The organism is Rhizobium sp. WSM409, from assembly GCF_057653825.1.
Genome location: NZ_CM172794.1, coordinates 1,242,390 through 1,266,123 on the forward strand (window position 1 = coordinate 1,242,390; position 23,734 = coordinate 1,266,123).

The window sequence follows — 23,734 nt, forward strand, 5'->3', positions numbered from 1 at the left end:
CATGAAACCGGCGAAATCCTCGCCCGTGCAGATCGCCCGCCGCGGTTTGATGCTTGTCATCTCGTCGCCGTCAGGCGCCGGCAAGTCCACCATCGCGCGCACGCTGCTGGAGACCGACAGGCAAATCGGCCTTTCCGTCAGCGTCACCACGCGCCAGCGCCGCCCGAGCGAAGTCGAGGATGTGCACTACCACTTCAAGAGTGTGCGCGAGTTCGAGCGGCTGCGCGATAGCGACGCGCTGCTCGAATGGGCCGAGGTGCATGGCAATTTCTACGGCACGCCGCGCGAGCCGGTCGAGCAGGCCATGGGCGAAGGCCGCGACATGCTCTTCGACATCGATTGGCAGGGCGCCCAGCAATTGCAGGAGAAGATGTCGGCCGACGTCGTCTCGATCTTCGTGCTGCCGCCGACCATGACCGAGCTTCAGTCGCGGCTGCATCGCCGTGCCGAGGATTCCGAGGAGGTCATCCAGACGCGCCTCGCCAACAGCCGCGCCGAGATCGCCCACTGGCGCGAATACGACTATGTCATCGTCAATGACGATCTCAACGCCGCCCTCGACGCCGTCCAGTCGATCGTCAAGGCCGAACGCCTGCGTCGCGACCGCCGCCACGGCATGTTCGACTTCGTCCGCGAGTTGCTGGAAGAGACGCCGTCGCTTTAGAGTAAACTCCTGTGAAAACCGCTTCGCACCTCGCTGGAGTTGCCCTACAGGCTGTTCGCGAGAAGGCAGAATTCCTCGACGGACAAGGTTTCAGCCCGCCGCGCCGGATCGATCCCGGCCTTGACGAGCAGGCTCTCGCCGCCGAGCGGTTTCAGGCTTTGACGGAGCATCTTGCGGCGCTGGCCGAAGGCGGCCTGCGTCACCTTTTCCAGGTTGGCGACGGCGCAGGGGATGGGGGTGTCGCGGGGTATGAGATGCACGACCGTCGACGTCACTTTCGGCGGCGGCGTGAAGGCTTGCGGCGGCACGTCGAAGGCCATGCGTGCCTCCGTCCGCCAGCCGCAGAGCACGCCCAGGCGGCCGTAATGGTCATCGTCTTCGTTGGCGACGATACGCTCGCCGACTTCCTTCTGAAACATCAGCGTCAGCGACTGCCAGAACGGCGGCCAGGCTTTCGGCAGCAGCCAATTGACCAGCAACTGCGTGCCGACATTGTAGGGCAGGTTGGCGATGGTCTTGACCGGGCCTTCCGGGACCAAGGTCTCGAAATCAATCTTCAGCGCATCGCCTTCGATCACCTCCAGCCGGCCGGGATAATGATCGGCGATCTCGGCGAGTGCCGGCAGGCAGCGGGGATCCCGCTCGATGGCGATGACCTTTCTGGCGCCGAGCGCCAGGATCGCCCGCGTCAATCCGCCAGGGCCGGGGCCGACCTCAACGATGGTCGCCTCATCGAGTGTGCCCGCCGTGCGGGCGATCTTCTGCGTCAGGTTGAGGTCGAGCAGGAAATTCTGCCCGAGCGCCTTGCGCGCATCGAGGCCGTGACGCTGGATGACGTCGCGAAGCGGCGGCAGGCCATCGAGTGGTGCCATCAGCGACGGCTTTCCACACTGCGGCCGAGTTGCGCGGCGAGCTTCAGCGCTGCGACGAGGCTGTGCTCGCGCGCCAGTCCCTTGCCGGCAATGCCGAAAGCGGTGCCGTGATCCGGCGAGGTGCGCACGAAGGGAAGCCCGAGCGTCACGTTGACGCTGTCGTCGAAACCAAGTGCCTTGGCCGGAATCAACGCCTGATCGTGATACATGCAGATGGCGACGTCGTATCGCGACCGCGCCTCGTCATGAAACATCGTATCGGCGGGCAGGGGGCCGATCGCATCGATGCCCTCGTCGCGCAGGCGCTCGATCGCCGGGCGGATGACGTCTTCGTCCTCCGTGCCGATCGCTCCGCCTTCGCCCGCATGCGGGTTGAGGCCGGCAACGGCGAGCCGCGGTGCCTCGATGCCGAAGCGCTGCTTCAGGTCTTCATGGGCGATCCGGCAGGTTTCCATGATCAGTTCGCCCGTCAGCGCCGCCGGCACGTCCCGGATCGGAATGTGGATGGTGACGGGTATGGCCCGGAGCTTCGGTCCGGACAGCATCATGACAGGTGTCACCGGCCGGCCGGTCGCCCTGGCGGCGAGATCGGCGAGAAATTCGGTATGGCCGGGAAACCGGAAACCTGCCTCGTAAAGCACGGCCTTGGCGATCGGATTGGTGACGACCGCGAGCGCTTCGCCGCTGATGACAAGCGACACGGCTTTCTCGATCGACGCGATCGTGCCTTTCGCGGTCGCCTCATGCGGTTCGCCGGCCACGACCTCGATACCAGCAGGTATGGTCATGACGGGCAGCGCGTCGGCAAATATCCCAGCGGCTTCGCTGGCTTTATCGGTCTCGCGAATCGAAACCGCCAGATTGAGCTGGCGGGCTCTCAGCGCCAGAACATCGGGGTCGCCGATCAGGAAGAAAGGTGGCAGCCCGAGTTCACGCCGCCTCAGCCAGGCCGTCAAAGTAATATCCGGCCCGATGCCGGCGGGGTCGCCCTGGCTCAGCGCAAGCGGTCGCGAAAACGGTATCGCCATTGTCGGTCAGCGATAGGCGATCTGCGCCTTTTTGCGCAGTTCATCCAGGTATTTCTTGCTGTTTTCGTTTTCCGGGCTGGCGTCCTTGCCACCCTTGGACTTGTCGAGATCTTCCTGGCGGAAAACCATCTCGGCGGCCTGGTCGTCGGAGACCTGCCGCTGGCTGCAGATTGCCAGATATTCGACGCCCTTGTCGGTGACGCGGGTCCCTGTCGTGTTGCCCTTGGCCTGCTCGACCAGCGGCTTCCAATCCGGCGGGATCTCGGGGGCGAGCATGCGGCCGAGATCGCGCACGGAAACGTCGCGCATCGTCGCAGCAAACACCTTTGCCTGATCGCAGCCCGGAAATTTGGAGCGCGACGCCTCGGCCTCGCCCTTGCGCTTGCCGGTGATGGCGCCGCGCTTGGCTTGCGGAATGACGAAGATGACCTGCTGCAGCATATATTCCGTCGTCACCGGCTTCTGCTTGTTGTTCTGCATCATGCGCGAGACGAGATCATAGTTCGACAGCCGTGAGGTCGAGCCGTAGCGGGCGTTGACGACACGCGGCCAGCTCATCTGCACGGCGATGAAACCCTTGAAATGATCGACGCCGACGCCGGCGCGATCGAGGATCTGCGACATCTGCTCAGGGGACAGCTTGTTGCCGCTCGAAAAACGCGCGAAAGACGCATCGACGTCCTGCTGCGAAACCGACATATGGACGCGGGTGACTTCCTGCCGCTTGAGCGCCTCGTCGATCAATTGCTCCTCGGCGGCCTTGGCATCGGCCTTCGTATGCTGCAGGCGCAGGAAGGCCTGACGCTTGGCGACATCGCCGCTGGTGATGGCCGTGCCGTTCACCACGGCCTTGACTTCACTGGCCGCAAGCGCTGAACCGGCAAAGCCTGTCAGCAATGCAAGCGCTGCCCCGGCGAGGAACTTGGTTATGGCTTTTTTCGCGTCAATCATCTGTTGACCTCCCGATAGCGTCGCGAGACGTTGTTCGCGGCGTTCTTACCACAGTGCGAGACACGCGGAAATCGCTTCCGTCACGGCGCGAAACCCCTATGCCTCAGATATCGACTGGCGGCAATGTCCTGCATAGGCTTACGGCGAAAGAATGGCTTCAGCCCATCTTTGCGCCGTCCGCCCGTCATTCCAGGGTGTCGGAGCCGATCTTGATGTCGCCGAGCGTGCGGAAGGTCAGTCGAGCGCCGATCGTCCAGTCGCTTGCCGTCTCGTCGTCGGAATCCCTGCTGTCCGTATAGGCGATCGTGAAGATCGTGCATTCGTCTTCATAAGAGAGGCCGAGCGTCCGGCGGCTGATCACATCATTGTTCAGATCCCAGGCAATGCCGCCGAAGATCGACCAGTAATCCTTGAACTTGACCCTGCTGTTGGTCTGGATCTCGTCATTGTCCTCGGCGAAGCCATATGCCGGCTGAGCGCTGAGATGGGTGTAGGTCAGCTGCGTCGAGAAGGTGTCGTTCTGGTAGGCCGTCGTCAGGTCGCCGCGGCGGAATTCGAAGTCCTTCTCGTCGAGGCGGTAGGAGGCCGCGACGGAAACGCCGTACGGTGTTTCGACGCCGCCAAGGCCGACATAATCGGAGCGGTCGGTTTCAAGGCCCGAATCCGCACCGACATTGACGAGGTCATCGGTCGCAAACGAATTCTGGCCGGCGATCTGATAGGATTGGCCGAAGATGCCGTGCAGCTTGTAGCCGCTGTCGAATGTACCGGTGTACTGGATACCGACATTGGCGCGGGTACCGCCTTCGATCCGGTCGTAGCCCGAGAACTTGTCACGGTCGAACAGCGAGGTGGCGTCGAAGACGAAGCTCTGCGCATCCTCGTTCGGCAGGCGCCCTGCGAGCTGCTCGTCGGGGCGGGCATAGATCTGTGCGATCGGCTCGAGGATATGGGTGCTATTGTCGGTCGTCATCAGTATCGGATAACGCATCTCCAGTCCGGCCGTGAACATCGAGCGGGTGGCGGAATTGCCGTCGACATAGTTGCCGGTGTAGCCGGTGGGATCATCCATATTCAGCGCGAAGGCATCGCCGCGCGCAGCCAGCAGCGGCGTGATCACCAGGCCGGTCGGCGTGACATAGGTGCGCTTCCATTGCAGCTCGGCAGTCAGCCGCGAGGTCTGGCCCTTCAGGCCGCGGAAGCGGTCGAAGCCGTCGACGGTATAGAAGTCGTCATGGGTGCGCGAAATATTCGTCAGGTTGACATCCGCCGAAAGCTCGCCGCCGGCAAGCGGCTGCGGCGCCACATAGTGATAGTCGAGCGACGGATAGACGATCGCCTGCTGCTTTTCGGCGGTATTCGTCCGGTCGGCATCCTGGACGTCGAAATAGAACGCCCGCATGTCGAAATAATTGCGTTTCCCGAGCCCTGTCAGGTAGATCTGGTTGGTACGATCGGTACCGGTCAGGCCGCGCAGCTTGTACGTTTTCGAGAAATTGTTGTCGCTCTGCATCATGACGTCCCAGCCGAACGTCCAGCGCGGATTGATGCGGAATTCGGCCTTCGATGCCACCATGCCACGCTGCTCAGCTTCGGCATCGGTGGTGCCGGAGCTGAAATTGCCCGGCTTTGCCTGGTCGATGCCGGCAACGCGCAGGATATGTGTGCCATTTTCGAAGCGCTGGCGGAATTCGCCTTCGATGAGGAAGCCCTGGGCCGTGTAGCCCGTCGCGGTGACCGTCGCGTCCATGCTCGGCGAGATCACATAATAATAAGGAACGGAAAGACCGAAGCCGAGATTTTGCGACAGGCTCATCGTCGGGAAGAGAAAGCCCGACTTGCGCTTCACCGTATTGTCGGGAACTTCGATGAACGGCAGGAAGGCGATCGGATGGCCGAGCAACTCGAAGCGCGCTCTCTCCAGACGGATCGTATGCGTCTCGCCGTTCTGGATCACCCGCTGGGCCTTGACCTGCCAGAAGGGCGCGCGCTTCGGATCTTCGGCGCAGGGAAGGCAGGCCGTGTAGACGCCCTTGTTGAGAATCATCTTCGTGCCGCCGACGCGCTCGCCGCTTTCGGCGACGATGCGGGTATTGTCGGCGGTCTCGATGCGCAACGAGTTCAGGAACCCGTCGGCAAAATTGTCGGTCACATCAAGGTTGTCGGCATAGATACGGTTGCCGTCCGGGCTGACCAGCTCGACATTGCCAAGCGCCATCATCCGGCCGGTCTTCTGATTGTACTCGACCTTCTGCGCGACCATTTTATAGCCGCCATAGTTGATCTGCACGCCGCCGACCGCCGACACCAGATCGGCGTCACGGTTATAGACCAGTTCATTGGCCGAAAGCAGAAGCTTGGCCCCTTCGGGGATCTTCGTCTCGATATTTTGTTCAGGCGCGCTGGCCTGGCCGTAAGAGGCCGGGACGCTGCCGAAATAGGAACATAGAGTCGCGCCGACAAGCAGGGCAACCAGCTGTTTACTAATAAAATACTTGCGGTCGCCTGCCGCCACTAGCCGTCCTCCTGATGAAGCAGAATAGTCGCACCCAAGGCCAGCGCGACGACCACCGGTATCCACGTCGCCACGAAGGGGGGCACAACTCCACTGCTTCCGAATGCCTTTACAAGCACGGTGATGACATAAAGCATGAAGCCCGAAAGGATGCCACCCAGAATCACGGAGCGGGATTGGTTGAACCGGCTAAATTTTAGGGACACTGTTGCGGCTATGAAAGTCATGGCCACCAGCAGCAATGGCTGGGACAACAGGGAGTTGAATTGCGTCTCCAGCGCCTTGGTCGAGATGCCGAAGGATTTGGCCGCCGCAATCCGGTTGGAAAGGTCAAAGAAACCAATTGTTTCCGGCGCTGTCAGCCGCTCCTGGACAAAGTCCTGTTTCAGATTGGTGCGAAGTTGAACCGAAGCTTTACGCACGGGGATTTCGCCAGGCTTGCGCTCGACAACATTGTTAAGTTGCCAGTAACCATCTTCCAACTTTGCCGTGGCGGCGTCCTGTCTCAGAATGACCTGACCGCTTGAATCGAAATGGATCAGCACCGCGTCGATCAGCTTGGTTCCGCTCTCTTGGACCGTTTGGGCGCCGATGATGACATCGTCCCGGCCGCTGATCTGGCGCAGCCACGGAATCTGCGGTGCCTTGCGCAGAACCGCGTTCTCGCCGCGCCAGTCGGATTCGACCAGCAGCGCCTGGCGCTGTCCCCAGGCGGCAAGTGGGTTCAGCGCCGCCATCGTCAACAGGCCGAGCACCAGCGAGCCGGCGATGAAGGGGAACATGAACTGCCAGACCGAAATGCCGGCTGCGCGCGTGACGACGAGTTCATATTTGCGGTTGAGGCCGATCAGCACCGTCATGCCGACGAAGAGAGCTATGAACGGCACCGTCTGCTGCAGGATGAGCGGCAGGCGCACGGCGGTCATCAGGACGCCGCCGCCGATCGTGTAGCCGGGGAGGCCGGACATGCGGCCCGCCGTCTCGCTGAAATCGAGGAGGAAGGAGATCGCCGAGACGCCGATCAGGAACCAGCCCGTCGTCACCAGATAGCGGCGAAAGAAATAACGCGACAATGTCCCGAACATCATTGGGCAGCGCCCCCGCCGGTCCTGCCGGTCACGGCAAGCAGCCTTTCCTGCATCCCTCTCCAGAAGGACGAAATCCGGTCCCGGATGAACGACGGCATGACCAGTCGTTTGTGCAGGCCGAGGAAGACGATCGAGACGATGCTGCTGACGATCGGGATGGCGTAGAGGACGGCGATATATTCAGGGTCGGTATCGATCTGATTGGCCGCGTAGAAGGCCGCCCATCGCATCGCGAAGGCATAGGCGAGAGCGCTCACCATCGGATGCAGCCGCGCTTCGCGGTGCGAGCGCGCATCGCCGGCGATCGCCAGCGAAAACAGCGCAAAGACGACGGGCAGGATCCAGTCGGTCAGCCGCCGATGCAGTTCGGCGCGGTAGCTCTGCGGCCGGATCGTATAGTCCTTGTCGGCCGGATCCGGATTGATCAGGAACCACAGGTCACGGTCGCTGGCGCGCAGCGTCGCCTGACCGCGATTCTCCGTCATGTCCGAGAGGTCGAAGGAATAGGAATCGAAATTGATGACTGAGACGTTGCCATCGGGCGTTTTGCGGTGCACTTCGCCCTCATGCATGATCAGCGTCGTGCCCGTATCGTCGACGGCGCCTTCCTTCGCATAATAGATCAGTTCGTAGGCCGGGTCGCGCTCGTCGGCGACGAAAAGGCCCTTCAGCATGCGGCCGGCCATCCGCTTCGAGATCTGCACATACAGGCCTTCATCGAGCTTGCGGAAGGTCTTTTCCTCAATCACCGAAGAGAGGAGGTCAGCATAGGTCTCGGCGATCATCTGGCGCACGACGGTCTTTGCGCGCGGCTCGACGACGTTGTCGACGAAGAATGAAAAGACGCTGATGGCGGCGGCAAGCAGCAGGATCGGACGGATCAGCACGCTGCGCCGCGCCCCGGCCGCATCGATGACGGTCAGCTCGGAATCATTGTTCATCGTCGTCAGCGTCTGGGTGATCGCGATAACGAGAGCGAAGGGCAGCACGACGGGAATGATCGACGGCAGGATCATCGTCGCCAGCTTGGCGAACGAGCCGATCGACTGGCCGCTGTCGGTAACCAGATTGATGCGCTGCAGAACCTGAGTCGTCCAAATGATCGCCAGAACGGGCAGGAGCGCCACGAGAAACATCTGGCCGACGCGCCGCAATATGTATGTCTCGAGTAGTTTCATGCCTGCCCTTGAAAGCACCTGCACGCCCAAACGGCTTTGCAGGAGAATCCCTCTACGCTCTTTGTCGCGCTTTTGCGACAAGCTGGTGTCAAAAATTCATTCAAATTTCAGAATTTTTTTGATGCTGTTGCGACTCAGTTAACGCCAGCAATGCGGCGAAGACGACAAGCGAGGAAAGCCATCCGAGAACGACGTCGGAAAGGTAGTGCGCGCCGAAGGATAGCCGCATCGCCGGGGTGAGGATCGAGATCGCCGCCACGGGCGGCGCCAGCGCATAACGCAGGGATTTCGGAACGAAGAGCAGAAGGCAGAAGAGCCAGCCGGCGCTTGCAGCCTCGCCTGAGATGAATGAGCAGTTCGAAACGCATTTACCGGCAAGCGAACCTGCCTCGGCGAAATGCAGCGCACCGCCGAAAATATCCGTCTGTATCGGCCGCGGCCGGCCCCAATGTTCCTTCAGGACGACATTGACGAGCAGCACCGGCCCGATCAGCAGCGTTCCGAGCGCGACTTTGAGCTTTTGCGCCCGCGCAGCGTTGAAGGTCGCGCCATGCTGCCGGTAGCACTCGACGAGTTTCCACACCATCACGATCGCCACCACATAGGGCAGGCGGAAGAAGAGGGTGCGCAGCAGGTCGAAGGCCGCGACGTCGCGATAGGGAAAGCCGCCGCAGATGCTCCCGGCAGCAGCAGCCGCGTCGCAATCTGCGCCCACGAAAAAAAGCTGGGAAAAATAGATGTCTATTGCGGGGAAGGCCCGGAAGACGGCAAGCAGCGCCCACCACGTCCAAAACAGCAGCATGAATGCACCGAAAGTCGTTTTCGGCAGGCGGATTGCCAGGTCCCGCCATCGATTTTTCGAAAAAACTGTCAACGCTAATATCTACGAAACTGACGAAAACATGAGAGCCCTGATGGCTGCGGGCGACCATAACAATTGTCGCAAGCCATTGACAGACCCGCCAAAGGCGAAATTATCCGCGACGGACGGATTTCAAAGAATCCCAGCGGAGAAGACATGTCAGCAAAGTTGGAAGTTTCATTCTCGAAGTCGGCAAAGCCCAATGGCGGCCTGGCGATCCTGTTGAAGACTGCGGAGGCCGACAGCGCTGCCGGCGCCGATACGGTCGACCCGGCAGGCGTGATCGTCAAGGCTGCTAGGATCGCCCGATTCTCCGCGAAATCCATGAGCGGGCTCGATATTGTCGCCCCCGAGGGCGCGCCCGTCGAGCGCATCGTCGTCATCGGGCTCGGCAAGGCCGCCGAACTCACCGCCCATGACTGGCTGAAGGCCGGCGGTGCTGCGGCATCGAGAATCAAGAACACCGACAAGGCCGCCGTCTTCATCGACGTGCCTGGCCTCGCGACCAGCGCGCGGGCAGCCGCCGATTTCGCGCTCGGCATGCTGCTGCGCACCTATAGCTTCGATACCTACAAGACGAAGAAGGGCGATGAGGAGGAAAAACCGGCGAAGTCCGTCAAGGTGACGATCGTCACCGCCGATCCGGCTGGTGCCAAGAAGGCGTTTTCCGATTCCGAAGCGATCGCCGGCGGCGTCAATCTGGCCCGTGACCTCGTCAATGAACCGCCGAACGTGCTCGGTCCCGTGGAGTTCGCCGCCAAGGCGAAGGAACTGGAAAAGCTCGGCGTCGAAGTCGAAATCCTGACGGAGCGCGAAATGCGCCGCCTCGGCATGGGCGCTCTTCTCGGCGTCGCCCAGGGCTCCGTGCGCCCGCCGCGCCTGGCGGTCATGCAGTGGAAGGGCGGCAAGGGCAAGGATCGTCCCGTCGCCTTCATCGGCAAGGGCGTCGTCTTCGATACCGGCGGCATTTCGATCAAGCCGGCGGCCGGCATGGAAGATATGAAAGGCGATATGGGCGGTGCGGCAGCCGTCACCGGCCTCATGCATGTGCTCGCCTCCCGCAAGGCCGCCGTCAACGCCATCGGCATCATCGGCCTGGTCGAGAACATGCCTGACGGCAACGCCCAGCGTCCTGGTGATATCGTCACCTCGATGTCCGGCCAGACGATCGAGGTGATCAACACCGATGCCGAGGGCCGCCTCGTGCTCTGCGATGCGCTCTGGTATTGCAACGACCGCTTCAAGCCGCAGTTCATGATCAATCTCGCCACGCTGACCGGTGCGATCGTCGTGGCTCTCGGCAACGTGCATGCCGGCTTGTTCTCCAATGACGACCAGCTATCCGCCCAACTGACGGCAGCCGGCCTGTCGAGCAACGAAAAACTCTGGCGCATGCCGCTCGGCAGGGATTACGACAAGCTGATCGACAGCAAGTTCGCCGATATGAAGAACACCGGCGGCCGACAGGCGGGCTCGATCACCGCCGCACATTTCCTCAAGCGGTTCGTGCAGGACACGCCTTGGGCGCATCTCGATATTGCCGGCACGGCGATGGGCTCGCCGCAGGACGAGATCAACCAGTCCTGGGGTTCCGGCTTCGGCGTGCGCCTGCTCGACGAACTCGTTCGCGCCCATTATGAATCCTGATGACGGACGTTCTCTTCTATCATCTGACTGAAACCAGGCTGGAGGACGCGCTTCCGCCGCTCATCGACAAAAGCGTCGAGCGCGGCTGGCGCGTTGCCGTCCAGACGCGCGAGCCGGCGCGGCGTGATGCTCTCGATCAGCATCTGTGGACTTTCCGCGAGGAGAGCTTCCTGCCGCACGGCACCGACGAGGCGGATTTCGCCGAAAGCCAGCCGGTGCTTTTGACGGTGACGCCGGACAATGCCAATGCGGCGACCGTGCGTTTCATCGTCGACGGCGCCGAGCCGCCGCCGGCCGATGCCTATGAGCGCATCGTCTTCATGTTCGACGGTCATGACCAGGAGCAACTGGAGGCCGCCCGTGCGCAGTGGAAGAAGCTGAAAGGCGAGGGGCACAACCTCACCTATTGGCAGCAGACGTCAGAGGGGCGTTGGGAGAAGAAGGCCTGAGCGTTTTACCGACACCAGAGCATGGCGCGTCTTTTTAGACGCGCCAGGACACTGTAACACTTTGAATTGCTGCATGAAGCCGTCCAGCTTCGCTCTCACCGGCTGGCGGTAGCCGTTATCCTTTCGACCCTTTGTCCTCGTCGAGGTTCGTCAGGATGTTGAGGGGGACGATCCCGCCAGCACTTTCCGACGCGTCGAGCGCCTCGACTGCCAAAACATGCTTTCCATTCGGACTGACAAAAGCGAATGCCCACGCCTTGTCGGCAAAGGTGCTGACCGGCATTTCCGCCCAGCCGGCTTGATGGACAAGGCGTTCGGCATAATAGGCTTTGATGGTCTGCGGTTCGGTGGTGCTGGCGAGATTGCGCGCCAGGATGCGCATGGACTTCTCTCCGAACCGCCCTTCCAGTTGGCCCAACACCCTGCGAGTGGCCTGCCAATCCTCTGCCTGGGTCGCCGATCCGAAGGAATATTCCTCGGATCGGGAAAGGCCCGGTGCATCAGGCGGCATGGCGACCTGTTCGCTCCAACATGCCGCAAGGCCGAGAAGCGGTACCACAAGGATGCCAATCTTCAACACGCGGAAAAATCGGCCCTTGCGGCCAATTTTATTGCTCATGAGCGGCTGCCCCCGAACACTATTGCCATAGGCCGGCAAATCTTGCCGGTTTCTATGACGTTATTGCGACGCTCAGTCGTGGAAGGCGTCGACGAATTTCCGCTTGCCGAGCATGAAGGCATCGGCGACGTGGCGCAGCGGCGCGAGATCGACATCCGATTTGCCGGCCTTGATGATTTCGGCGAAGCGACGGTAGAGCGAGGGATATTCCTGCTCCGGCTCGGCGAACCTCAGCGTGCCGTCGATCAAAAGCTTGGCACCGCCCTCGGCGAGTACCATCTGGCCGGCTGCCGTCTCCGCGACGATGTCCCAGCTCTGCTTGCCGGTCTGGCGCCAGTCGAATTCGGCGTGAACCGGCATGCCGTCGGCATTGCGGAAGTGAATATCAGCCGCGATCGGCGCATCGCGATTCTCGGGAAATTCGAGCACGGCCTCGGTGATGAAGATCGGCCGCGGCAGGATATGGGTGACGATCGACAGTGCGTTGATGCCGGGATCGAAAACGCCGAGGCCGCCGGCCTGCCAGATCCATTCCTGGTTCGGATGCCAATGGCGGACATCCTCCTTCCAGATCACATGCACGCTTTTGATCGTCGTCGAGGCAAGAAACGCCTTGGCAGCTTCGACGCCCGGCGCATAGCGCGAATGCCAGCTGGCAAAGAGCGACGCGCCCTGCTTGTTTGCCAGCGCTTCGAGATCGGCCACTTCGCTCAGCGTCGCGCCGGGCGGCTTTTCCAGGAAGACATGCTTGCCGGCGACAAGCGCCTTATAGGCTGCCTCGTAGCGATATTGCGGCGGCATGCAGAGCGAAACGGCATCGATCGACGGCTCGGCGTCGAGCATCGCTTCGATCGTCGTATAACTCTTGACGCCTTCGACCGTGCCGTGCCGGCTTGCCGTGGCGACGAGCTGGAAATCCGGGTTCTTGGCGATGGAGGGAAGGTGCTGGTCGCGGACGATCTTGCCGACGCCGACGATGGCGAGATTGATAGGAGACATTGTGTTTTCCGAGCCTGTATAAAAGTATGATTTATTGACCTGTTTGTATCAGAAAGAGGCGCGCCGACAAGCTCTCCTCCTCCATTCTACCGCATGATAGTTTGGCGAAGGAAGCTGTAACCCATCGCCGCGCGGGCGGCGCGCTCTTCGGAATTGCCGTCGCCGCCATGCCCGCCGGAGCCGAATTCATGGAAGAGCGGCCGGTGTCCGTCTTCCTCCAGCCGTGCGGCAAAGCGGCGCGCATGCGAGGGGTGCACGCGGTCGTCATTGGCGGAGCTTTCGATGTAGATCGGCGGATAGCTGACCTTGGTCGCCGGCCCGACATTGTGAAGCGGCGAATAGCCGAGCATGAAGTCCCGGTCCGCCGGCGTCTCCGGGTCGCCATATTCGTCCATCCAGGCTTGCCCTGCGCTGAACAGGTGGAAACGTGTCATGTCGAGGACCGGCACCTGGCACCAGACGGCGCCGAAATCGTCGGGATAGCGCGTCAGCATCACGCCGGTCAGCAGTCCGCCATTGCTGCCGCCCTGGCAGGCGATCCGCGACGGCACTGTATAGCCGCGGGCGACGAGATCGCGGGCGATGGCGACGAAGTCGGCAAACGCCCGGTCTCGCCCCTGCCGCTTGGCGCTGCGATACCAGTCGGGCCCGAATTCGCCACCGCCGCGGATATAGGCCTGCACATAGGCGCCGCCTTGTTCCAGCCAGCGTCCCGTCACGCCGGAATAGTTCGGCGATAGCGAAACATCGAAGCCGCCATAGCCGTAAAGCAGCACCGGCAGCGCGCCCTTGGTCCACTGCTTCGGCAGGACCAGCCGGTAAGCAACCTTCGTTCCATCCTCGGAAACAGCCTCCAGCAGTTCGGATGACATATCGGTCGCATCGAAATAGCTCGGCGCCGTGGCGACGAAAATCGGCTCGGCTTGCTTGCTGCGATCCGACAGCTCGAGGCGGTAACAGACGGGAGGCTGCAGGAAGCCCTGGCCGACGATGTAGAGCGTATCGTCGCCAAGATGCAGATCCGCATGAAGCGGCCTGAAATGAGCCGTCTGCATGTCCGCCGGCAGCGCGATCTCGCGCTGTTTGGCATCGGGCCTTGTCAGGTCTAGCACCATGAGACGCGGACGCAGCCGATCGGAGATGATGAAGACACACCACTCCTGCATCAGCATCATCTGCGCGATCGACTGGCCCTCGCCAGGCTCAAACAGGATCCGCTCCGGCCCGAGCAGGGCCGTCTCCGAGGCGGGATCGAAGCGCTGCAGCACGAGGCTGCCGGTCGCAACGCGCTCATCGGTCTTTGCCCGCCAAAGGCAATGATCATGATTGAACTGGAAATCGGCTTCCTTAGGCAGATCGATGCGTCGCTGTGTGCCGTTATCGGCGATCAGGAAAGCGCTCGCGACGCCGATCTCGTGGGCGGCGACGAAAATATCGATCAATCCGCGATCCGCTGAAGCGCCTGATAAGGCAGGGTCGATGACGAGATTGAAGCCATAGACGTCCTCGTCTGCTGCTTCGAACATGACGGCGGCATCTTCCGGTCGCTGCCCGCGCTTCAATCGCCGTCCGACGCGCGGCCATCCCGAGCGGGTCGCCGAAAATCGGTCGATGGAACCGAAATAGCAGATTTCGTCGCGGCTCAGCCAGGTGGCATGCGATCGCGCGGCCGGTGTATCGAAGCCGCCCTCGACGACCTGTTTCGGTTCGGCGTCGAATTCGAGCAACCGGAGAAGGTCGGAGCCGCCGTCCGAAAGCGTGAGCAGCACCCGCGTCGGCTCCCATGGGCAGGTGACGGCGCCGCGCCAGTTCCAGCGCTTGCCTTCCCTGACGCAGAAGGCGTCGAGATCGAAGACCGGCTCCCAGGCGGCGTCCGGCAGCGGCTGCTGGTCTGCCGGCAGGCGGAGCCAGATGCCGAGAGGATTGTCCTTGCTCTGCCGGAAATCGAACAGCCACTCGTCTCGGCGCATCGGAACGATCAGCCTGTCCTGCCGCTCGATCAGCGCCTTGATCGCGTCGCGATCCCTCTCGAATTCAGGTGTTCTCAGTGCCGCGTCGGAAACCCGGTTGTGCTCGTCAATGAACTGGCGGGTGCGCGGATCGTCGTCCGTTTCGAGATGAAGGTTCATATCTGACCTGCCGGCTTCCGTTGACGTCGCACTGATCTAGGCAGCCAACCCGGGCTTGGCAACCCGCCTTAGCGGATCGTCACGAAATCGGCTGAGGCAACGACGGTGTTCGGCACCTCAGTCTTCTTGAATTTCAGCGTCACCACCTTGTAGCCTTCGGCTTCGAGCCTCGAGAGCAGGCTCGGCAGCATCGCCACCGTGCGTTTGTGGATGTCGTGCATCAGGATGATGCCGCGGCCGCGCTTGTGTAAGAGGTTCATCGTCCGCTGCGTCGCGGAGACCCGCGTCGTGGTGAAATAGTCTTTGCTGTCGATGTCGACATCCATGACCACCATGTCGCGCATGGCGATCGCAGCACGCAGCCTGTGGCTCTCGGCAAGATAGGGGAAGCGGAAGAAGGAGACATCGGTTCCGGTCGCCTTGGTCACCGTCAATTCGCCCTTGATCACCTCGGCCATCGCCGCGTCGAAACTCAGCGAAGCGAGGTTGGCGTGGTCATAGGTGTGACTGCCGATCGTGTTGCCGTCCTGGGCGACCTTGCGGGCGAGCGCCGGATGCATCTCGGCCATTTCGCCGACCATCATGAAGGCGCCCTTGACGCCGAACTGGTCGAGGATTGCCAGCACCTTGTCGGTCCGGCCGGGGATCGGGCCATCGTCGAAGCTCAGGATCACTTCCTTGTCCTGCAGCTTGAGCTCGGCGAGCGAGGAGACCTCCAGCGTCCGTCCGGCGAGATGGTGCGGGCCGGCAAGGCGCGGCGCCGCATCGTCGCCGGTATAGGCAAGCGCCCGTCCCTCGGGCGCGATCACCGAGGAGGTCTTGATCGAGGTATCGGGAGCTACTTGTCTGGTGGTGCTGCAGGCGGAGAGGGCGACCGTGAGGGCCATGCAGGACAGAATGAAAAAACGATACATGGAAAGGGCTCAACAAATCGGTAACGAATGTTGAGACAACCTTTCGGATTATGGTTAATGATCGGTTGATAATGGCCGGAATTGCGTTGATGTGCGGCACTTCGCCACGCTTTCGATAGAGCATGATGCCGAAAAGTGTCAGCGGTTTTCGGACGACATCATGCTCCAACTGTTTAATTTAGAACAGGATTCAGATTTTAGGCCGATCCGGCCTAAAATCATCCTGTTCTAAGGCCTGTGGCTATCCCGCCATCGCTTCTTCGTATTCGGCAGACAGCATCAGCCAGTCTTCCTCGGCAGCAGCGAGTCTTGCCGCAGCCTCGCCGCGTTGCTTCACCTTTTCGGCGGCCTTGGCGGGCGTCTTTTCGTAAAGGGCCGGATCCGCAAGTTCCGCATCAAACGCCTGAATCTGTTTCTCCAGCTTCGCCGTCAAGGATTCGATTTCGTTGATCTTTTTCCTGAGCGGCGTTAGCGAGGCGCGGCGTTCGGCATTGAGCTTGCGCTGGTCGGCCTTCGACGTCGCATCTTCAGTCAGCTGCGGCTTTTCTTCTTTTTTTTTACCGGAACTGACGATGAGGTCGCGATACTCGTCCATATCGCCTTCGAAGGTCGTCACCGTACCGCCGTTGACCAGCCACAGCCGATCGACGGTCGCTTCGATCAGATGGCGATCGTGCGAGATCAGGATGACGGCGCCTTCGTAGTCGTTCAGCGCCTCGATCAGCGCGCGGCGGCTGTCGATGTCGAGGTGGTTGGTCGGCTCGTCGAGGATCAGCAGATTGGGCGCATTGAAGGCGGCAAGCCCCATTAGCAAGCGAGCTTTTTCGCCGCCGGAAAGATCCTTGGCGGCCGTCGCCATCTTCTCGGTCGCAAGCCCCATCTGGGCGACGCGGGCGCGCACCTTGGCTTCCGGCGCACCGGGCATCAGGCGGCGCACATGCTCCACCGGCGATTGCTCGGGAATGAGGTCGTCGAGCTGGTGCTGCGCGAAGAAGCCGATCTTCAGGCTCGGCGCGATCTTCACTTCACCGCTTTCCGGCGCCAGCCGGCCGGAGATGAATTTGGCGAAGGTCGATTTGCCGTTGCCGTTCGAGCCGAGCAGGGCGATGCGGTCGTCATTGTCGATGCGCAGATTGAGGTTCTTCAGGATCGGATTGCCGGGCTCGTAGCCAACGGCGCCGCTCTGGATCGCGACGATCGGCGAAGCCGGCTGCTTTTCCGGCTCGGGAAAAGTGATCGGCTGTACGTGGGCCTCGATCACCGCGGCAACCGTTCCCATGCGTTCCAGCGCCTTGACGCGCGATTGTGCCTGCCGGGCCTTGGAAGCCTTGGCCTTGAACCGGTCGATGAAGCCCTGCAGATGTTTGCGCGCCGCGTCGTTCTTGGCCTTGGCCTTGGTCTGCAGCTCGTCGGCTTCCGCCTTCTGTCGCTCGAACTGGTCGTAACCGCCGCGATAGAAGGTGAGCTTCTTCTGGTCGAGATGGACGATCGCATTGACGGCATTGTTCAAAAGGTCGCGATCGTGGCTGATGATGATGACAGTGTGCGGATAGCGCCTGACATAATCTTCCAGCCACAGCGTGCCTTCGAGGTCGAGATAGTTGGTCGGCTCGTCGAGCAGAAGCAGATCCGGCTCGGAAAACAGCACGGCGGCAAGTGCGACGCGCATGCGCCAACCGCCGGAGAAGGAGGAGGCGGGGCGGGCCTGCGCGTCCTTGTCGAAGCCGAGGCCGGCAAGAATGCTCGCCGCGCGCGCTTCGGCCGAATGCGCGTCGATATCGACAAGGCGCATCTGGATTTCTGCGATGCGGTGCGGATCGGTTGCCGTTTCCGCCTCGGCAACGAGGGCCGTGCGTTCCTTGTCCGCGGCAAGCACGATCTCGATCAGCGCGTCTTCGGTCGCCGGCGCTTCCTGCGCCACCTGGCCGATGCGTGCAGCCTTCGGGATCGACACCGTTCCGCTCTCCGAACCGAGATCGCCGGTGATGACGCGAAAAAGCGTGGACTTGCCGGCGCCGTTGCGCCCGACGAGTCCCGCCTTCGTGCCTGAAGGCAGCGAAACGCTGGCATTGTCGAGGAGCAGGCGCCCGGCGATGCGGGCGGAAATATCGGTGAGCGTGATCATGGCCGGCGTTTTGGCCGAAAGCGCCCGCCAAGGCAAGAGCGCTTGTCAGTCCTGGAGCATGATGCCCAAAAGCGGGAGTGGTTTTCGGACCTCCGGCCGGATCTAGCGGCCGAAAGCCTGCACCGGCAGTCGGGGGTTCGACTGCGCGGCGAGAAGCGCCACGCGGGCATTGGCCTGCAATTGTCCCGGTGTTGCCGCGTCGGTGCTGAGCGCCACGCCGATCGAGATGGTGAGCCTGCCGGGATCGGCCTTGTCGGATGTCGCGAAGACCAGATTGTCCTCGACGGAGGCGCGCAGCCGTTCGGCAATAGCAATCGCATCCTGCATGCCGACATTGGAAAACAACAGGGCGAATTCGTCGGCCTCGGTGCGGGCGACGAAATCGTTTTTCTTGACCGACTTGCTGAAAAGGCCGGCAAGCTTCTTCAGGAGCTTGTTGCCTGCCTGGGTGCCGTATTTGTCGTTGAGATCGGTGAAATTGTCGATATCGACCATGATCAGTGCGCTGCCGGCGGCACCTTCTTCACGCTTGTAGAGATCGGCGATCGTCCGGTTCAGCGCGATGCGGTTTGGAAGCCCGGTGATCCTGTCGGCGATCGCGGCCGATTGCATCGCCGAAATGCCGCGCTCCAGCGTTTCCAGCGTCTTGATATCGTCCTGCAGCTTCGCGCCGATTTCCATCTCGGCTGCAAGAACTGTCGAAAGCGAGGCAGTGAGATAATCGACCTCGCTGAGGAAGGCGGCAAGGCTCTGGTCGTCTTGGCCGGAGACGGATTTCAGGATGGCGCCGCAGGCGCGCGCAAAGGCGTTCTTGTGCTTCAGCCCTTCGGCAAGCCGATCCGCCACGTCGCGCAGCATCCGGCTCGCCTCGTTCCGCGACGTCTCGCCCGCCAGCCCGCAATGGCCGACGAGCCGGTATTTCAGGCCGAGTTCGTCGAGCATCGGCTGCTGCGGCTGAGGGCCGAGTGCTGCAATATCCTGCGCAAGGCCTGCATTGAGCCCGATGATCGCCTCATGAAAGAGTTCGTAATTGCGCGGGAGCGCCGCAACGTTCAGGCGCGCCATGTGCTGGGCGATCTTCTGAATATCCGCCATCGGCGCCGGGCGCGCAGCCTCGCGCGGCACCAGTGCGTTTGCGCTTCCATTCTGCATGACGATCCCTCGCGACCCGGCCTCATTTCTCAGATCAGGCTATGCCCGCAAGCGTTTAAGAGAGGCTGAATTTTCGACGGGAAGCCTGGGATTCACGGGTGGAACCGGCGAAGGCGGTTAATTCAGTCTTGATGGTGAAGGTCTTACATCCACTCGCGGCCCTCGCTACGGAGGAAGTAGATGAGATCCAACGTGAGGCTCGGCTTGCCCAGCGCCGTCAGCGTCATGTGGCACTGGCCGCGATGATGGGTCTGGTGGTTGAAGAGATGCGCGAGCGCTGGCGCCAGCGGCTGGGTGAATTCGCCCGGTTGCGTCACCGGCACATAGGTGAAGTCGGCGGCAAGGGCTGCCTCGTCCAGCGTGTCCATCCAGGCAATGATACGCTCGTCCTCGGCTTTGCGCGCGGCAGCAAGCGCATCCAGTTCTTCGAAGAGCAGGGCATCGAGTGTCGTCGGTGCCTCGCCGGCACCGCTGAAGCGCTTCATCCATATCCGGTCGGCGACGATCAGATGATTGAGCGTGCGATGCAGCGAGCCGAAAAAAGCGCCGTGGTCGCTGCGGAATTCCGCGTCGCTGAGTTCGGCCGCAGCCGCATAAACTTGCGTGTTGGCCCAACGATTATAGGCGGCGAACATCCTGTAATGTCTTAGCATTCAGACCCTCCCGGATTGGTCGCGGCAGTCTAGCCCTTTTCCCCGGAAATCGCAGTGATGCGCCCATGAAATTTCCTGATTTGATCGCAGCCGCTTTCTGTCGTGGAATGGATGGAGCTACGATCTCGAAAGGACTGTCATGACCAGAGCCCTCTATTCCCTCTGCGGCGCTGACGAGCAGCGCTTCTTTTCGCCCCATTGCTGGAAGGCGGTGATGGCGCTTGCGCATAAGGGGCTCGATTTCGAGGAGATTCCGACGACCTACGCCCCCATCCGCGCGATCGGCGGCGGCGTCTCGTCGATCGTGCCCGTTCTCGACGACAATGGCCGGCTGATCCCCGACAGTTTCGACATCGCCCTCTATCTGGAGGAGGCCTATCCCGAGCGGCCGTCACTGTTCAACGGCGAAGGCGGCAAGTCTCTGTCGAGGATGGTGGAAGGCTATTCGCAAATGATCATCCATCCGGCGATCATGCGCATCGCCCTTCTCGATATCCATGCGAACCTCGACGAGGAAGACAAGGCCTATTTCCGTCAAAGCCGGGAGGCTCGGCTTGGCAAGCCGTTGGAAGTGGTTGCCGCCGACAGCGAGGCGGAGAAGGCCGCCTTCGGCGCCAAGCTGGAGCCGCTACGGCACATGCTGAAGTTTCAGCCCTTCATCGGCGGGCAAACGCCGCTCTTTGCCGACTATATCGTCTTCGGCGCGCTGCAATGGCTGCGTGTCTCCGCCGGTCTCGCCATGCTAGCCACCGACGATCCCGTCATGGCCTGGTTCGAACGCTGCCTCGATCTTCACCAAAGCCGCGGCAGGACTGTGACAGCGGCGTGAAATTGCCGCCCACCTCTTGTTTTCGGGCGTTGGGGCGGGTAAAGACCGCCCACTTTTCCCGAGAAAACAGAGGATTTGACTATGGCGATTGAACGCACCTTCTCGATGATCAAGCCGGACGCAACGAAGCGCAACCTGACGGGCGCCATCACCAAGATGCTCGAAGATGCCGGCCTGCGTGTCGTCGCTTCCAAGCGCGTCTGGATGAGCCGTCGCGAAGCCGAAGGCTTCTACGCCGTTCACAAGGACCGTCCCTTCTTCGGCGAACTGGTCGAAGGCATGACCTCCGGCCCGACCATCGTCCAGGTGCTGGAAGGCGAAGGCGCGATCCTCAAGAACCGCGAGATCATGGGTGCCACCAACCCGGCAAACGCTGACGAAGGCACGATCCGCAAGGTTCATGCTCTGTCGATCGGCGAAAATTCCGTTCACGGCTCGGATGCTCCGGAGACGGCTGCCCAGGAAATCAAGTACTGGTTCTCCGATACGGAAATCGTCGGCTGAGGCCACGCTTCGGCATTCGCCGGCAATGCTTTGAATTGACTCTCGAAAGCCGGGGCCTTGCTCCGGCTTTTTCCATGCATTTTTCTATGCCGGGCATTTGTCGGTGTTCGAGAAATCGACGCTGCCATCAGGCTTGAAGACCTCCGGGTTCTTGTCATAAAGCGCGCCGAGGACGAGCGGCTTGCTCGGCAGGACGGTCTGGTCGAGGTCGGACCGGAACTGCGTCTTCAATTCCTGCAGCACCTTGCCGTCCTTGTCGACCAGCCGGACACTCACGGAATAGGGGCGGTCCTTGCGCACGCAGTGCAGTTTTTCGCTCTGCAGCGCGATCTTGTCGTCGATCGGGTAGATTTTCTGGTTCAGCACCAGCGGATCGCCTCCTTCAGGATTTTCAAATTCGGCGATGATGACCGAACCGTCGGGGATGGGCCCTGTCTTCTTCAGCGTCAGCAGATAGGTGGCGCTCGCCACCCGATAGTTGAAGACAAAGAGATGGCCGGTGACCTCGACCAGGTTTTCAGCCTGGCGCTGGCAGGCTGACAGCATCAGCCCGGCCACCGCCGCCATCACGATCCAATGCTTTCTCATGGCGTCTCCTCCTTCTTGCGGCGATAGTGACGGTTCGCCTTGGCGCGGTTGCCGCAGACCGCCATGTCGCACCAGGCCCGGCTTCTGTTCTTGCTGCGGTCGATGAACAGCCAGCCGCAATTGCCGCAGATCTTCATGCGCTGGGGATCGGGCATAGCGATCAGCCGCAGTGCCGAATGGGCGGTTGCCGCGGCCAGGCTGCCGGGGCTTGCGTCGCGCAACGCCTTCGCCAGCGCTTCCAGCAGCCTGGCCAGCAATTGGTCGTCGCCGCCATTCAGTATACGCTCGCGGAAATAGAGGTCGATCGCTTCCCGCAGCACGATGAAATCCGCTTCGTTTTCCGCCGCCACCGGTGCGATGTTGCCGAAAAGGGCGCGTTCGGCGCAGAATTCGGCCGCAGCGTTTGGAAAGCTCTGCATCTGGTCCCTGACTGCGAAGCGGTCGATCCGCCGAACTGCATCGTGGCGCAAAACGACGCTGTTGACGACATCGAGCGCCAGTGCGCCGCCGGCAAAGCGGTGAGGGGTCCAGGAAAAGCTCATGATGAAATTATAACTGGTGAAATAACTTTTACCAGTTATAATTTTGGTGACGCGGAGTGTCTGTGAATGGCCTATCTTCTGCAGCAGCTGGCGAATGCGGTTCCGCTCGCTGCTCTCTATGCCGCGCTTGCCTTCGGTTATGCCGTCGCCTTCGGCGTGACGAAGCGGGCCGACATCACCTATGGGGCGATCTTTGCCTTCGCGGGCCAGATCCTGCTGCTCTTCACCGAACTCGCCTATGTCAGGTTTTGGCTGGTGCTGCCAGCCGCCCTTGCCGTCGGCGCCTGCGCTTCCATCGTCTATTCGCTGGCGGCGGGGCTATGGATCGGCCGCTCGATCATGCTGCCGCTGGTCAACAAATCGCCGAATACGGTCATCGTCGCTGCCCTCGGCATCATGATCGTGCTGATGGAGACCGCCCGGCTTGCGGCCAATACCCGCTCTATCTGGCTGCCGCCGTTCCTGAACGACACGGTCGTCTTCTGGAGCGATGGCCTGTTCAAGGTGACACTCACTTATATCCAGTTGATCAACACGGTACTGATGTGCGCCATCGTCGCGGTGGGTACGCTGATCCTCAGGCGCACGGCGTGGGGCCGCGTCTGGCGCGCCGTCACCGATGATCCGCTGGCCGCCGAACTCTGCGGCACCAGCGCCGACCGCGTCTTCCTCATCGCCTATACGGCCGCGGCGCTTGTCGCCACCATCTGCGGCATCCTCGCCACCTTCTATTACGGCTCGATGGATTTCGGTGCCGGCCTGATGTTCGGGCTGAAGGTGCTGCTGATCGCAGCCGTCGGCGGCTATTCCGATCCGCTGCGCTCGGCAGGCGGCGCTGCCGGGCTTGCCGTCGTCGAAACCATGTGGGGCGCCTACGGCCCCTTCGTCTGGCGGGATCTGGTCGTCTTCTCGCTGCTCGTCCTGCTCTTGGTCATGAGCCGCAGAGAACGAGTAGTGCTCTAATTATTTCCACTTGTCGCGCGCCGCATCGTCGGCGTCTTTCGCCGCGACCCAGTCGCCGGTGGCGCCATCCCGCACATGCTCCTTCTTCCAGAAGGGCGCTGCGGTCTTCAGGAAATCCATGACGAAATTCGCGCCGTCGAACGCCGCCTGCCGGTGTGGCGCCGCTGCGACGACGAGCACGATATTCTCGCTAGTTGCGATCTTTCCGTAACGGTGGATAGCGGTGAGGCCGAGAAGTCCGAAGCGCTGGATGGCGAGATCGCCGATGCGCCGGATCTCCGCTTCGGCCATGCCGGGATAATGCTCGAGCTCGAGGGCAGCAAGCGTGCCGCCTTCATCGCGGCAGAGGCCGGAAAAGGTAACGACGGCGCCGATGCCGGGTTTGCCTTTGGAGAGCAGATCGACCTCGGCCTGCAGGTCGAAGTCTTCATGCTGGACGCGGATGGTGGGGGTGATGATCACG

General features: G+C 61.6%; 23 protein-coding genes. 6 read left to right on the forward strand and 17 right to left on the reverse strand.

Features of this window, described 5'->3' with window-relative positions:
• The first annotated feature begins 1 nt into the window (after position 1).
• Positions 2-664, forward strand: coding sequence for a guanylate kinase (gene gmk, locus AC25BC_RS06295; protein WP_003547062.1), 663 nt, complete (start codon positions 2-4; stop codon positions 662-664).
• 44 nt (positions 665-708) lie between these two features.
• Here gmk and rsmA read toward each other — a convergent pair whose 3' ends face one another.
• From rsmA to AC25BC_RS06330, 7 genes are all read right to left on the reverse strand, one after another.
• A complete protein-coding gene (gene rsmA, locus AC25BC_RS06300; RefSeq protein WP_128439166.1) occupies positions 709-1,536 on the reverse strand; it encodes a 16S rRNA (adenine(1518)-N(6)/adenine(1519)-N(6))-dimethyltransferase RsmA in 828 nt (275 codons plus the stop codon).
• Positions 1,536-2,564, reverse strand: coding sequence for a 4-hydroxythreonine-4-phosphate dehydrogenase PdxA (gene pdxA, locus AC25BC_RS06305; RefSeq protein ID WP_012756835.1), 1,029 nt, complete (start codon positions 2,562-2,564; stop codon positions 1,536-1,538). Before pdxA ends, rsmA begins: the two co-directional genes overlap by 1 nt.
• Before the next feature lie 6 nt (positions 2,565-2,570).
• Entirely contained in the window at positions 2,571-3,515 is a 945-nt protein-coding gene (locus AC25BC_RS06310; RefSeq protein WP_012756836.1) for a SurA N-terminal domain-containing protein, read from the reverse strand.
• A 184-nt stretch (positions 3,516-3,699) separates the two neighbouring features.
• The gene (locus AC25BC_RS06315) at positions 3,700-6,030 is read right to left on the reverse strand and encodes an LPS-assembly protein LptD (protein WP_012756837.1); all 2,331 of its coding nucleotides are present in this window, start codon (positions 6,028-6,030) and stop codon (positions 3,700-3,702) included.
• Positions 6,030-7,118 (reverse strand): LPS export ABC transporter permease LptG, encoded by a 1,089-nt coding sequence (gene lptG / locus AC25BC_RS06320; RefSeq protein ID WP_012756838.1) that lies wholly within the window; start codon positions 7,116-7,118, stop codon positions 6,030-6,032. Before lptG ends, AC25BC_RS06315 begins: the two co-directional genes overlap by 1 nt.
• Complete coding sequence (gene lptF / locus AC25BC_RS06325; RefSeq protein WP_012756839.1) at positions 7,115-8,296, reverse strand: LPS export ABC transporter permease LptF; 1,182 nt, start codon at positions 8,294-8,296, stop codon at positions 7,115-7,117. The genes lptG and lptF overlap by 4 nt, the downstream gene beginning before the upstream one ends.
• Positions 8,297-8,396: 100 nt before the next feature.
• Positions 8,397-9,170: a phosphatase PAP2 family protein gene (locus AC25BC_RS06330; RefSeq protein WP_012756840.1), complete on the reverse strand. Its 774-nt coding sequence runs from the start codon at positions 9,168-9,170 to the stop codon at positions 8,397-8,399.
• Positions 9,171-9,314: 144 nt separating this feature from the next.
• Between AC25BC_RS06330 and AC25BC_RS06335 the strand changes: the two genes are divergently transcribed.
• Entirely contained in the window at positions 9,315-10,805 is a 1,491-nt protein-coding gene (locus AC25BC_RS06335; RefSeq protein WP_012756841.1) for a leucyl aminopeptidase, read from the forward strand.
• Positions 10,805-11,254 carry a DNA polymerase III subunit chi gene (locus AC25BC_RS06340; protein ID WP_012756842.1) on the forward strand — a complete coding sequence of 150 codons (450 nt, stop codon included), beginning with the start codon at positions 10,805-10,807 and terminating at the stop codon, positions 11,252-11,254. Before AC25BC_RS06335 ends, AC25BC_RS06340 begins: the two co-directional genes overlap by 1 nt.
• Positions 11,255-11,369: 115 nt before the next feature.
• Here the strand turns inward: AC25BC_RS06340 and AC25BC_RS06345 are convergent, their stop codons facing one another.
• The 7 genes from AC25BC_RS06345 to AC25BC_RS06375 all read right to left on the reverse strand — a co-directional run bounded on the left by AC25BC_RS06345 (position 11,370) and on the right by AC25BC_RS06375 (position 19,845).
• Positions 11,370-11,873, reverse strand: a complete 504-nt coding sequence (locus tag AC25BC_RS06345) for a hypothetical protein (protein ID WP_012756843.1) — start codon at positions 11,871-11,873, stop codon at positions 11,370-11,372.
• A 72-nt stretch (positions 11,874-11,945) separates the two neighbouring features.
• Positions 11,946-12,872, reverse strand: coding sequence for a Gfo/Idh/MocA family protein (locus tag AC25BC_RS06350; RefSeq protein ID WP_012756844.1), 927 nt, complete (start codon positions 12,870-12,872; stop codon positions 11,946-11,948).
• A gap of 86 nt (positions 12,873-12,958) precedes the next feature.
• The gene (locus tag AC25BC_RS06355; RefSeq protein ID WP_012756845.1) at positions 12,959-15,001 is read right to left on the reverse strand and encodes a prolyl oligopeptidase family serine peptidase; all 2,043 of its coding nucleotides are present in this window, start codon (positions 14,999-15,001) and stop codon (positions 12,959-12,961) included.
• A 68-nt stretch (positions 15,002-15,069) separates the two neighbouring features.
• Positions 15,070-15,915 carry a polysaccharide deacetylase family protein gene (locus AC25BC_RS06360; RefSeq protein ID WP_012756846.1) on the reverse strand — a complete coding sequence of 282 codons (846 nt, stop codon included), beginning with the start codon at positions 15,913-15,915 and terminating at the stop codon, positions 15,070-15,072.
• A 241-nt stretch (positions 15,916-16,156) separates the two neighbouring features.
• Positions 16,157-18,040 (reverse strand): ABC-F family ATP-binding cassette domain-containing protein, encoded by a 1,884-nt coding sequence (locus tag AC25BC_RS06365; RefSeq protein WP_012756847.1) that lies wholly within the window; start codon positions 18,038-18,040, stop codon positions 16,157-16,159.
• Between the two features lie 102 nt (positions 18,041-18,142).
• Positions 18,143-19,192: a GGDEF domain-containing protein gene (locus AC25BC_RS06370; protein WP_113547968.1), complete on the reverse strand. Its 1,050-nt coding sequence runs from the start codon at positions 19,190-19,192 to the stop codon at positions 18,143-18,145.
• 143 nt (positions 19,193-19,335) lie between these two features.
• Positions 19,336-19,845: a DinB family protein gene (locus AC25BC_RS06375; protein ID WP_012756849.1), complete on the reverse strand. Its 510-nt coding sequence runs from the start codon at positions 19,843-19,845 to the stop codon at positions 19,336-19,338.
• A gap of 139 nt (positions 19,846-19,984) precedes the next feature.
• Here AC25BC_RS06375 and AC25BC_RS06380 point away from each other — a divergent pair, with 139 nt between their 5' ends.
• On the forward strand, positions 19,985-20,674 hold the full coding sequence (locus tag AC25BC_RS06380; RefSeq protein ID WP_012756850.1) for a glutathione S-transferase family protein: 690 nt from the start codon (positions 19,985-19,987) through the stop codon (positions 20,672-20,674).
• Positions 20,675-20,755: 81 nt separating this feature from the next.
• The gene (ndk, locus tag AC25BC_RS06385) at positions 20,756-21,178 is read left to right on the forward strand and encodes a nucleoside-diphosphate kinase (protein ID WP_003547097.1); all 423 of its coding nucleotides are present in this window, start codon (positions 20,756-20,758) and stop codon (positions 21,176-21,178) included.
• An 84-nt stretch (positions 21,179-21,262) separates the two neighbouring features.
• Here the strand turns inward: ndk and AC25BC_RS06390 are convergent, their stop codons facing one another.
• The gene (locus AC25BC_RS06390; RefSeq protein WP_012756851.1) at positions 21,263-21,766 is read right to left on the reverse strand and encodes a hypothetical protein; all 504 of its coding nucleotides are present in this window, start codon (positions 21,764-21,766) and stop codon (positions 21,263-21,265) included.
• Positions 21,763-22,308 carry a CGNR zinc finger domain-containing protein gene (locus AC25BC_RS06395; protein WP_012756852.1) on the reverse strand — a complete coding sequence of 182 codons (546 nt, stop codon included), beginning with the start codon at positions 22,306-22,308 and terminating at the stop codon, positions 21,763-21,765. The genes AC25BC_RS06390 and AC25BC_RS06395 overlap by 4 nt, the downstream gene beginning before the upstream one ends.
• Before the next feature lie 66 nt (positions 22,309-22,374).
• Between AC25BC_RS06395 and AC25BC_RS06400 the strand changes: the two genes are divergently transcribed.
• Positions 22,375-23,271 carry a branched-chain amino acid ABC transporter permease gene (locus tag AC25BC_RS06400; RefSeq protein ID WP_012756853.1) on the forward strand — a complete coding sequence of 299 codons (897 nt, stop codon included), beginning with the start codon at positions 22,375-22,377 and terminating at the stop codon, positions 23,269-23,271.
• Here AC25BC_RS06400 and AC25BC_RS06405 read toward each other — a convergent pair whose 3' ends face one another.
• Positions 23,272-23,733, reverse strand: a complete 462-nt coding sequence (locus AC25BC_RS06405) for a molybdenum cofactor biosynthesis protein MoaE (protein WP_026157305.1) — start codon at positions 23,731-23,733, stop codon at positions 23,272-23,274. It lies immediately after the preceding gene.
• Position 23,734 lies beyond the last annotated feature (1 nt).